Raw genomic sequence first — 12,279 nt, forward strand, 5'->3', positions numbered from 1 at the left:
CTTTCGGGATTATTTTAGAGCTTGCCCCGGTTTTTGATTGGAGCTCTAACATATTAGAAACTGAAACAAGTTCAGCTTGACGATTTTTTGAGAGAGTGCTTCTTTTAATATTTAAATTGATTAAAACTCGACTATTGCTCAAAACGCTTTTTTAATCAATACAGGAATTATTTTCATTTTTAAGACCGCCCAGGTTTTAAAAACCTGGGTGGTCTCCTCTTATTTTAAAGCAGTCCTCAAAGCTTTAAAAAGCGCATCGAAATGTTCTTTTTGAATGTTTAATGGAGGTAAAATTCTTAACAGTTTTTTATTTGCTGAAGCCCCGGTAAAAATTTGATGTTTATACAACAAGTCTTTTCTTAACTGTGCAATCTCAAAATCGAATTCTAAACCAATCATCAAGCCTCTTCCTTTAATCTTTTTGATCTGCGGGATTTCGGCAGCTTTTTCTTTTACATATTCAAATAGTTCAGTAGCATTTTTTAAGAGATCTTCTTTTTCAATAACTTCCAGAACCGAAATTCCAGCGGCACAAGCCAGGTGATTACCCCCAAAAGTTGTTCCCAACATTCCAGGTTTTGCTTGAATAGCCTCATCTATTAAAACCCCACCAATCGGAAAACCATTGCCCATTCCTTTGGCAATAGAAATTATATCGGGGCGAATACCGTGTTTTTGATAGGCAAAAAAGTCTCCGGTTCGGCCATAACCAGACTGTACTTCGTCTGCAATTAAAACTGAATGGTACTTTTTGCATAATTCAGCTGTTTTCTGATAAAACTCTGAAGAAGCTTCGTCCAGGCCACCAACTCCCTGTATCACTTCAAAAATAACGGCTGCAACATCGCCTTTTTTTAACTCTTCCTCTAATGCTACGGTATCTTCAGGAGCAAGCTTTGTAGCTTTATGATTTTGATTAAAAGGCGCTTTAATATTCTCATTATCTGTCACTGAAACCACTCCGGAAGTTCTTCCATGGAAAGCATTGTCAAAATAAATAACCCGATCTTTTCCGGTATAAAAAGAAGCTACTTTTAGCGCATTTTCGTTGGCTTCGGCACCAGAATTACATAAAAACAAGTTGTAATCTTTTATGCCTGAAGCTTTTTCTAACTTATCGGCCAGCTCATTCTGTAAAGGATTTTTAATCGAATTGGAATAAAAACCAAGTTGAGCCACTTGCTTAGAAATAGAATTTACATAAGCCGGGTGGGAATGGCCAATAGAAATTACCGCGTGGCCTCCATAAAGATCCAAATATTTATTTTCTTCCTTATCAAAAACATAAGCCCCCTTTCCCTTCACCGGGGTGATGTCGTAAAGCGGATAAACATCAAATAATTGCATAGTTAGTTGGTTGTTATAGTATTTATTTTTTTAAATGAAGACTGAATTCCTTTTATCAATGAAGAGCTCAAGCCATTATGTTCCATTTCGTTTAAGCCTTCTATTGTACAGCCTCTTGGTGTGGTTACCTTATCAATTTCCTCTTCGGGATGCTTGCCAGATTCTATTAGTAAACTGGAAGCTCCTAAACAGGTTTGCATCGCTAATTGCTGTGCATCTTTAGCATCAAACCCAAGTTGAACAGCTCCTTGCGTGGTTGCACGTATAAGTCGCATCCAAAAAGCAATTCCGCTGGCACAAATCACTGTAGCCGCCTGCATTTTGTTTTCCGGGATAATAATACTGGTTCCTAATCGATTAAATATTGCTTCTGCAATGGCAATTCGTTTCTTTCCTTTTTCGTTACTGCAAAGGCAGGTCATAGACTTACCAACGGCAATAGCGGTATTGGGCATAGCACGTACAATAAAATGTTCTTCCCCAAGCACAGCTTCCATAGCAGCAATTTTAAATCCTGTTATGGTAGAAATAAGTACGTGTTTATCAGTAAGATCATCTTTTATCTCTTCCAGGATTCGCTCCATTTGTGTAGGCTGCACCGCAAAAATTAAAATATCTGAATGCTGTACCGCCTCTCTATTATCATCTGTCACTTTAACCTTCGCATATTCTTCATAATCCTTAATCTCTTCGGTTTTTCTTTTAGTTAGGTATAAAGTAGTAAAGGCATTATTTACAATGAGGCCTTTCGCGATGGAAAGCCCCAGATTCCCGGCTCCTATAATGGCTATTTTCATATTTTTGATTTTAGTTGGTTGTATTTTAAACCAGACCTCACCGGTTTTTAAAACCTGTGAGGTCTCATTCAATTAAAAATAACTCGCCTTCAATTTTAATCCTGAAGTCTCTTCAAAACCAAACATCAAATTCATATTCTCAACTGCCTGTCCTGAAGCTCCTTTCAGCAAATTATCAATAATACTGGTAATCAAAAGCTTATCACCAAATTTCTGCAATTTCAACAAGCATTTATTGGTATTCACTACTTGTTTTAGATGCAGCGCTTCCTCTACCACAAAGGTAAAAACCGAATCTTTATAAGCTTCAGCGTAAATTGCTTTTGCTTCTTCTAAACTTCCTTTAAACTTTGTATAAGCTGTAGCGTGAATTCCCCTGGAAAAATTTCCCCTATTCGGAATAAAATTTAATTCAGGCAGCTTATTATCCTGAAGCCTTTTTAGACTCTGTCCTATTTCATTTAAATGTTGATGTTCAAAAGCTTTATAACTGGAATAATTATTATCCCTCCAGGAAAAGTGAGTGGTGGCAGAAAGTGAAGTTCCTGCTCCCGTTGCCCCGGTAACTGCATTAATATGAACATCATCTTGCAACAACCCGGCTTTTGCAAGTGGTAAAACAGCTAAGCTAATGGCCGTGGCAAAACAACCTGGATTAGCAATGAAATTAGCTTTTTTAATCTTTTCCTTATTGAATTCAGGTAAGCCATAAACAAAGTTATGTTCGCCTTCCATTCTATAATCGGTACTTAAATCTATGATTTTGGTATTTTCTGAAAACTGATTTTCAGCAAGGAATTTCACCGAATTTCCGTGTCCCAGGCATAGAAAAACCACATCTGTATTTTTATTGATCTCTCCGCTAAACTGCAGATCTGTTTCGCCAAGTAAATCCTGGTGTACTCCTGCAACCGGCTTTCCGGGCTGCGAGGTACTGTAAACAAAGTCCAGTTCAACCTCTGGGTGATTTATCAAAATCCTGATAAGTTCTCCTGCCGTATACCCGGCGCCACCTATTATTCCTGCTTTAATCATTGCTCTCCTTTTACGTGTTGATAAATCTTGCCGGCATTAGATAAAATTTTAATAAATCCTTTAGCATCATCTGCAGACCAGGCTTTATTTTCTTCACCATAATTCCCAAAACTTGAATTCATTAAATCGTTCTTAGATTTAATTCCGTCCAGGGTAAATCTATATGGATGTAGCGTTATAAATACTTCTCCGGTTACCTGCTTCTGTGAACTTTCTAAAAATGCTTCTAAATCTCGCATAACAGGATCTAAATATTGACCTTCGTGCAAATGTGTCCCGTACCAGTTGGCGAGATAATCCTTATGCTGTAATTGCCATTTGCTAAGGCAATGCTTTTCCAGTAAATGATGTGCTTTAACCGTTATTAAAGCCGCGGCAGCTTCAAAACCTACTCTTCCTTTAATACCAATAATAGTATCGCCTACGTGAATATCTCTTCCTATAGCATATTTAGACGCTAAATTTTCAAGTATTTCAATATTCTTTTCAGGAGAATTTTCTTTTCCGTTTACTGCGGAAAGTTCTCCTTTGGTAAAACTCAAACTAATTTGTGACGCCTCTTTCTCTTGAAGTTGGGAAGGATAAGCAGTCTCAGGTAAAGGTTTCTCTGAAGTTAATGTTTCTTCACCTCCTACACTAGTTCCCCAAAGACCTTTATTTACAGAATATTTTGACTTTTCCCAATTCATATCTACACCGTTTTGTTTTAGATATTCAATCTCTTCCTGGCGGCTTAATTGTTTATCTCTAATAGGCGTAATAATTTCAATTTCTGGAGCAATAATCTGAAAAATCATATCAAATCTTACCTGATCATTCCCAGCACCTGTACTGCCGTGTGCAATATATTTTGCATCAATACTTTTTGCGTAATTCACAATCTCTATGGCCTGTACAATCCTTTCGGCACTAACCGAAAGTGGATAGGTATTATTTTTCAAGACATTTCCGAAAATCAAGTATTTTACTACTTTTTGGTAAAATGAGGAAACTGCATCGATATTCTTATAGGTCTTTGCCCCTATTTTTTGTGCATTTTCGCCAATCTTTTTTACTTCTTCTTCTGAAAATCCACCGGTATTCACACTCACTGCATGAACTTCAAAATTTTCTTCTTTAGATAAATATTTTGCGCAATAAGAGGTATCTAAACCTCCACTGTATGCTATAACTACTTTTTTCATTTTATATATAGATTATATTAAAGTCATCCTTAACTTGCTTCAGGATCTAACAAACTTAGACACTGACTTCTCGACTCCGATCGAAGTGACAGATTCAGGAGGACGTTAAGTTTAATTTTAATTCTCGTTCTTTTCTTTTTTATAAAACAAGGTTTGTTTTATATTCTTGAGCCTTTTAAAGGCTTTATCATTTAAACTTTCTTTTTTCTGGCTTTTTTTGATATCCTTTTTTCTTTCAGGATCGTACATCATTCCTGTACAAAGGCACATATTACGCTCTGTCCTGGTTAGGATATCGTAATTTTTGCAGGTTTGGCAGCCTTTCCAAAATGAGTCATCATCAGTTAATTCAGAAAAAGTTACGGGTTGGTAGCCCAACTCATAATTTATTTTCATCACGGCCAAACCGGTAGTTATCCCAAAGATTTTTGCATTGGGATACAATTTTCTGGAGTGATTAAAAACAACCTCCTTAATCTCTTTGGCCAGACCCTGGTTTCTAAAATCAGGGTGTACTATAAGCCCCGAGTTTGCCACATACCTATCGTGGCTCCAGGTTTCAATATAGCAGAAGCCTGCAAATTTATCGCCATCTAAAGCAATAACCGCATTTCCCTTTTCCATTTTACCAATGATATATTCGGGAGTTCTACGGGCAATACCTGTGCCTCTAACCTTTGCAGATTCTTCTATAGTTGTACAAATAATCTCAGCGTATTGAGCGTGAGATTTATTAGCAATGATAATCTTCATTTGCTAAGAAATTAGTGAGAAAATAAATTTAATTTGGTCTTTTCGAAGGGGGAACCGGACTCACCTAAGTTCCATATAAATTATACACGCACAAACGTGCGACGCGGAAAGCGGCGGCGAATAACTATAGTTTCAGAAGTAATTCTGAAATTAAAATTGGATGGTATATTTTGTGAATCTTTCAAGTTGTAATTAAAATCAAATAATATTAAAAAAAGGAAATATAAGCGTTTTTCTTACCAGCGGCGGCGCGGGAAGAAGCGAAAAACGGGGAATATTATTTGTTTCATTGAAAGCATATCGCAAATGTACATAATTATTTTAACCAACAAAACATTTATACTAAATACTGAAACAAATTAGGTTTATCATTAAGATATTCCCCATAAAAATTATTCGCTTTCATCCTGGCAACCAAGGGTTCAAAATCTGACGGATCATTGAGTTCTATTCCAACTACGGCTGGAGCATTCTCTCTATGATGCTTTTTTGAGTATTCAAAATGGGTAATATCATCTTTAGGCCCCAAAACTTTTTCCAAAAAATCTTTTAAAGCTCCCGCTCTTTGAGGAAAGCTTATTACAAAATAATGTTTTAAGCCGGCATAAAGTAAGGCACGCTCTTTAATTTCTGCGGTTCTGGTTATGTCATTATTGCTTCCACTAACTATACACACCACATTTTTACCTTTAATTTCTTCGGTAAAAAAATCTAATGCACTTATGGCCATTGCTCCGGCAGGCTCTACTACAATAGCATCCTGATTATATAAATCCAGGATGGTTTGGCAAATTTTGCCTTCTGGAACCGTAATCATTTTATCCAAATTCTCCTTACAAATCTCAAAGTTACGGCTACCCACTTTTTGTACTGCGGCTCCATCTACAAAACGCTCTATAGATTTTAACTCCACCAACTTACCTTCCCTTAAAGAAGTACTCATAGAAGCTGCACCCTCAGGTTCAACGCCAATAATTTTAGTATTTGGGGAAATTTCTTTAAACATAGAAGACAATCCAGCCAATAATCCACCTCCACCTAAAGGAGCAAACACATAATCTATAGGTTCACTTGCCTGTTCCAATATTTCAAGGGCAATAGTTGCCTGGCCTTCAATTACTTTTTCATCATCAAAGGGATGAATAAAAACGAGACCAAATTTCTCGGCATGCTTCATTGAGCTTTTAAACGAATCGTCAAAAGTATCGCCTTTTAAAACTACTTCTACCCACTCACCACCAAACATTTTAGTTTGATCAACTTTTTGTTTAGGCGTGGTGATTGGCATATAGATCACGCCTTTTGCCCGCAATTTATTGCAGGCAAAAGCAACACCTTGTGCGTGATTTCCAGCGCTGGCACAAATAACCCCTTTATCAAGCTGTTCCTTAGGTAGGCTTGAAATCTTATTATAAGCTCCACGGATTTTATAAGATCTAACTTGTTGCAAATCTTCTCTTTTCAACATTACATTTGCTGAAAACTTATTGCTATAAGTAAAAGATGACATCAAGGGTGTCTTTACGACCACTTTAGAAATACGTTCTACCGCTTCTTTTACAGCTTTTAATTGGGGTTTATATATTTTTTTATCTGCCAGCAAAGTATCCATATTTATTCTTGTATTTTTTTCATTGCGGTCATCGCTTTTCGTAATCTACCGCCTACTTTTTCTACCGGATGCTGTCTAATTTCATCATTAACAGCAATTAGCTGTTGATTATCTACTCCAGTATATTGTGTTCCAAAAGAATGGCCAATCACCTCTTTTGGTAAACCATTTACATAATCTTTAATAAGTGGTTTTGCTGAATGATCAAATAAATAACAACCGTATTCTGCCGTATCTGAAATAATCCTATTCATTTCAAATAATTTCTTTCTGGCTATAGTGTTGGCAATAAGTGGAGTTTCGTGCAAAGATTCGTAATAAGCAGAATCTTCAATAATTCCTGCTTCCACCATAGTTTCGAAAGCCAATTCTACACCAGATTTTACAAAAGCTACTAATAATACTCCTTTATCAAAATATTCCTGTTCTTTTATCTCTTCAGAAGTTGCATCCGATTTTTCAAAAGCGGTTTCACCGGTTGCGGCACGCCACTCCAATAATTCCTTATCATTATTTTCCCAGTCACGCATCATTCGGCTACTAAATTCACCTGAAATAATATCGTCCATATGTTTTTGAAAAAGCGGACGCATTATTTGTTTTAATTCTTCGGAAATCTCATCGGCTTTTATCTTCGCCGGATTCGAAAGCCTGTCCATCATATTGGTAATTCCACCATGCTTTAAAGCCTCGGTAATGGTTTCCCATCCATATTGGATTAGTTTAGAAGCATAAGAAGGCGCTACACCTTCTGCCACCATTTTATCATAACTTAATATAGAACCTGTTTGTAGCAATCCGCATAAAATGGTTTGCTCTCCCATTAAATCAGATTTTACTTCGGCAACAAAAGAAGATTCTAAAACTCCGGCACGGTCTCCACCTGTAGCCACAGCATAAGCTTTAGCCCATTCGAAACCAATTCCCTGCGGATCGTTTTCAGGATGCACAGCAATTAAAGTAGGAACTCCAAAACCTCTTTTATATTCTTCTCTAACTTCACTTCCAGGGCATTTTGGCGCTACCATAATTACGGTAATGTCTTCTCTAATTTTCATCCCTTCTTCCACGATATTAAACCCGTGGGAATAAGAAAGCACTGCGTCTTTTTTAATATGCGGCTGAATCGCTTTTATAACTGAAGTATGTTGTTTATCTGGCGTTAGGTTAATTACCAAATCTGCTTTAGGAATTAATTCTTCATAAGTTCCTACTTCAAAATTATTTTCTGAAGCGTTTTTAAAAGACTGGCGTTTTTCTTTAATTGCCCCATCACGAAGCGCATAAGAAATATCAAGACCACTATCCCGCATGTTTAGACCCTGGTTAAGGCCCTGGGCACCGCAGCCCACAATCACTATTTTTTTTCCTTTTAAAGCAGCCACTCCATCACTGAATTCATCGCTATTCATAAACCTACAGGTTCCCAGCTGGGCTAATTGTTCACGTAAAGAAAGACTGTTAAAATAATTCGTCATCACTTTTATTTAATTGGTTGTATCAAATTGTTCTAAAATGTTCGAGATTTGCATTTCGTTTTTGGTTACAGCAATAGTGCCGGAACGTACAAACTGCATTAACCCATAAGGTTTTAATTTTTCGTAAAGGTTATCGGTTTCGTGACGTTTTCCTGTTTTTTCAATCACAAAAAACTTTGGGGTAACCGTTACAATTCTTGCGTTAGATTCTTTTATAAAATCCTGAATATTAAGATCTTCAACAAATTCAGCTGAATTTATCTTATACAGCGCAGTTTCCTGGTAGATCATTTCATCATCGGTATGATAAAAAGCTTTAATTACTTCAATTTGCTTTTCTATTTGCCCAACGATCTTTTTTACCTGTTCTTCTGTAATCTGCACTACTATTATAAACCGCATAACTCCATTCACCTCACTTCTGGAAGCCGTTATACTCTCTATATTAATATGTCGTCTCTGAAATATAGCCGCAATACGGCTTAAAAGACCAATATTGTTTTCGGTATATACCGAAACGGTAAAATTCTTCTTTTCCATTACTCTAATCTTATATCTGAAACTGAAGCCCCGGTTGGAACCATTGGGAAAACATTTTCTTCCTGTTCAACTTTTACTTCTAGGAAATAAGCTTCCTTTGAATCCATCATCTCCTTAACCGCATCTTTTAAATTTGCGCGTTCACTTACTTGTTTCGCTTTAATATGATAACCTTTGGCAATAGTTATAAAATCTGGGTTAATCATTTCTGTAGAAGCGTAACGCTTTTCAAAAAACAATTGCTGCCATTGTCTCACCATTCCTAGAAAATCATTATTTAAAACAACAATTTTTACAGGAACTTTAGTTTGAAAAATCGTTCCTAATTCCTGTATGGTCATTTGGTAACCGCCATCTCCAATTACAGCTACTACATCCCGCTTTGGCGCGCCCATTTTGGCACCAATAGCCGCAGGCAGTGCAAATCCCATAGTGCCCAATCCGCCGGAAGTTACATTACTTCGGGTTTGATTAAATTTTGAATACCTACAGGTTACCATTTGATGTTGTCCAACATCTGAAACGATCACTGCATCACCATTAGAACAGGTATTTATCTCATCTATCACCTCGGCCATTCCTATTTTACCGCGTTCAGCATTCAAATCGTTTTTAATGATCTTATCAAATTCAATTTTATAATGATCTTTAAATTTCTGATGCCAGGTCTCGTGTTTATTCGGCTTTAAAAGCTCTAATAAAACTTTAAGTGTTTCATTTACATTTCCCAAAACAGGGATATCTGCGTAAACGTTTTTATTAATTTCAGCAGGATCTATTTCAAAATGGATCACCTTCGCCTGTTTGGCATATTTCTCCAAATTTCCGGTTACCCGATCATCAAATCGCATCCCAATGGCAATTAACACATCACACTCATTGGTAAGCACATTAGGCCCATAATTACCATGCATACCTACCATTCCAACATTCAAAGGATGATCTGTTGGCATAGCTGAAAGTCCTAGAATAGTCCATGCAGCCGGTACGCCCGATTTTTCCACAACCTGTTTAAAAAGTTCTTCTGCACCACCTAAAATAACCCCCTGACCAAAAACGATCATAGGCTTTTTGGCATTGTTAATGGCTTCTGCAGCTCTTTCTATCTCTTTTAAATCTATTTGAGGTATAGGTTTATAACTTCTAATTCCCGAGCATTTTTTATACGAAAAATCCAGGCTTTGGAATTGCGCATCTTTAGTAATATCTATCAATACCGGCCCCGGTCTTCCCGAGCGAGCAATAAAAAAAGCCTTTGCTAAAACTTCCGGAATTTCTTCTGCTTTGGTAATTTGGTAATTCCATTTGGTAATTGGTGTAGAGATACCAATAATATCGGTTTCCTGGAAAGCGTCACTACCTAATAAATGAGAACCTACCTGCCCCGTAATACATACCATTGGGGTAGAGTCTATTTGCGCATCTGCAATTCCCGTCACCAGATTAGTGGCTCCCGGACCTGATGTTGCTATAGCAACACCTACTTTCCCGCTTACCCTGGCATAACCTTGTGCCGCATGGGTTGCGCCCTGTTCGTGGCGGGTAAGGACGTGGTGAATTTGTTTCTGATATTTATATAACTCATCATAAACGGGCATAATTGCTCCGCCGGGATAGCCATAAAGCGTATCCACTCCTTCCTCCAACAAACATTTTATCACTGCTTCAGCTCCTGAAACCGTGGTTGCTTTTGGAGAAGCTGTTTTTTCGAAACTAGCTGTTTTAACTTCCATAATTCACCTTATTAAAATTCATCGGTCACGCAGCCTTGTGAGGCCGAAGAAACCGTTCTTGCGTATTTGTAAAGCACACCCTTATTAAATTTTAAAGCGGGGGCTTTCCAGTTTTCTTTTCTTTTCTTTATTTCTTCTGCTGAAAGTGTTACTTCAATTTTATTGCTTTCGGCGTTTATTGTAATCTCATCTCCATCCTCCAAAAATGCTAACAAACCACCTTCCTGCGCTTCCGGAGTGATATGGCCGACGACGAAACCATGAGTTCCACCAGAAAACCTTCCGTCTGTAATTAAGGCTACGTCTTTACCGAGTTTTGCTCCCATTATTGCAGAAGTAGGCTTCAACATTTCTGGCATTCCGGGACCTCCTTTAGGCCCTTCATACCTAATGACGACCACATCTCCTTTTTTCACTTTTCCTTCTGAAATCCCATCATTGGCTTCATATTCACTATTAAACACTTTAGCCGTTCCTGTGAACTGCAAACCTTCTTTTCCGGTAATTTTCGCAACAGATCCGCCTTCAGCAAGATTTCCATAAAGAATTCTAATATGACCTGTTTTTTTGATTGGATTATCTAAAGGCCTAAATACGTCCTGACCTTCTTCCATATCTGGAACATCGGCAAGGTTTTCGGCTAATGTTTTTCCTGTTACCGTAAGGCAATCACCGTGAAGCATATCGTTTTTCAACATATATTTTAGAACTGCGGGAATTCCGCCAATTCTATGCACATCTTCCATCGCATATTTCCCACTTGGCTTTAAATCGGCCAAAAACGGGGTACTATCACATATTTTCTCAAAATCTGTTAAGCTAAAATCAACTTCGGCAGATTTTGCTATAGCCAAAAAGTGCAATACGGCATTGGTGGAACCACCTAGAACCGTAAGCAGTCTAATGGCATTTTCAAGAGATTTGCGAGTTACAATATCTCTGGGCTTAATATCTTTTTCTATAAGCAAACGCACGGCTCTCCCGGCTTCTTCACTTTCTGTTTTCTTTTCTTCTCCTACCGCAGGATTAGAAGAATTATACGGCAAAGCCATTCCTAAAGCTTCTATAGCTGAAGCCATAGTGTTCGCAGTGTACATTCCACCACAAGCACCAGCACCCGGACAAGCTTTTTCTATAATACTATCGTACTCATCCTTATCTATATCCCCGGCAGTTTTTGCTCCCCAGGCTTCAAATGCTGAAACTACATCTAGTTTCTTGCCGTTATGGCATCCGGAAGCAATTGTACCTCCATAAACTAAAATAGCCGGACGGTTAATTCGCAACATCGCCATTAGAGCGCCGGGCATATTTTTATCACATCCCACCACGGTAATCAACGCATCATAAGACATCGCGTGAATCACCGTTTCCATAGAATCTGCTATTATATCTCGAGACGGCAGCGAATATCGCATTCCCGGGGTTCCCATAGAAATCCCATCACTAACGCCAATAGTATTAAAAATTAAACCGACAAGCTCATTCTCATTAGCTCCTTTTTTAACCAGTTTGGCTAAATCGTTAAGATGCATATTACATGGATTGCCTTCATAACCCGTACTGGCAATTCCCACAAACGGCTTTTTAAAATCTTCTTTGGTTAGACCTATAGCGTGCAACATGGCTTGTGATGCCGGTTGCGAATCACTTTGTGTTAATATTTTGCTATATTTATTGTACATATATTAAGCTATATCTTATTTATAAAATTAAAAGTACTTCCCTCTTTCGTTTATAGTGATGTATTCACGACTTCAAACCTATTTCCGTGAACAAACAAAAACATTTAACAAACTG

General features: G+C 37.6%; 10 protein-coding genes. All 10 read right to left on the minus strand.

Translation table 11 applies throughout. From position 1 onward, the window contains the following. Nucleotides 1-219 precede the first annotated feature (219 nt). Complete coding sequence (locus B5X51_RS03315; protein WP_079719448.1) at nucleotides 220-1,347, minus strand: aspartate aminotransferase family protein; 1,128 nt, start codon at nucleotides 1,345-1,347, stop codon at nucleotides 220-222. 2 nt (nucleotides 1,348-1,349) lie between these two features. Beyond that, entirely contained in the window at nucleotides 1,350-2,144 is a 795-nt protein-coding gene (gene proC / locus B5X51_RS03320; RefSeq protein WP_079719671.1) for a pyrroline-5-carboxylate reductase, read from the minus strand. Nucleotides 2,145-2,216: 72 nt separating this feature from the next. Continuing rightward, entirely contained in the window at nucleotides 2,217-3,179 is a 963-nt protein-coding gene (argC, locus tag B5X51_RS03325) for an N-acetyl-gamma-glutamyl-phosphate reductase (protein WP_079719449.1), read from the minus strand. Then, nucleotides 3,176-4,363: an argininosuccinate synthase gene (locus B5X51_RS03330; RefSeq protein WP_079719450.1), complete on the minus strand. Its 1,188-nt coding sequence runs from the start codon at nucleotides 4,361-4,363 to the stop codon at nucleotides 3,176-3,178. The genes argC and B5X51_RS03330 overlap by 4 nt, the downstream gene beginning before the upstream one ends. 117 nt (nucleotides 4,364-4,480) lie before the next feature. After that, a complete protein-coding gene (locus B5X51_RS03335) occupies nucleotides 4,481-5,116 on the minus strand; it encodes a GNAT family N-acetyltransferase (RefSeq protein WP_079719451.1) in 636 nt (211 codons plus the stop codon). 337 nt (nucleotides 5,117-5,453) lie between these two features. Further along, the gene (gene ilvA / locus B5X51_RS03340) at nucleotides 5,454-6,728 is read right to left on the minus strand and encodes a threonine ammonia-lyase IlvA (RefSeq protein ID WP_079719452.1); all 1,275 of its coding nucleotides are present in this window, start codon (nucleotides 6,726-6,728) and stop codon (nucleotides 5,454-5,456) included. Nucleotides 6,729-6,730: 2 nt separating this feature from the next. Next, the gene (ilvC, locus tag B5X51_RS03345) at nucleotides 6,731-8,206 is read right to left on the minus strand and encodes a ketol-acid reductoisomerase (RefSeq protein ID WP_079719453.1); all 1,476 of its coding nucleotides are present in this window, start codon (nucleotides 8,204-8,206) and stop codon (nucleotides 6,731-6,733) included. Nucleotides 8,207-8,215: 9 nt separating this feature from the next. Continuing rightward, nucleotides 8,216-8,746 (minus strand): acetolactate synthase small subunit, encoded by a 531-nt coding sequence (ilvN, locus tag B5X51_RS03350; protein ID WP_079719454.1) that lies wholly within the window; start codon nucleotides 8,744-8,746, stop codon nucleotides 8,216-8,218. Further along, nucleotides 8,746-10,479 (minus strand): biosynthetic-type acetolactate synthase large subunit, encoded by a 1,734-nt coding sequence (ilvB, locus tag B5X51_RS03355; RefSeq protein ID WP_079719455.1) that lies wholly within the window; start codon nucleotides 10,477-10,479, stop codon nucleotides 8,746-8,748. Before ilvB ends, ilvN begins: the two co-directional genes overlap by 1 nt. 11 nt (nucleotides 10,480-10,490) lie before the next feature. Beyond that, on the minus strand, nucleotides 10,491-12,164 hold the full coding sequence (gene ilvD, locus B5X51_RS03360) for a dihydroxy-acid dehydratase (RefSeq protein WP_079719456.1): 1,674 nt from the start codon (nucleotides 12,162-12,164) through the stop codon (nucleotides 10,491-10,493). Nucleotides 12,165-12,279: the final 115 nt, after the last annotated feature.

The sequence above is a fragment of the Salegentibacter holothuriorum genome, assembly GCF_900168045.1.
Taxonomy (GTDB): domain Bacteria; phylum Bacteroidota; class Bacteroidia; order Flavobacteriales; family Flavobacteriaceae; genus Salegentibacter; species Salegentibacter holothuriorum.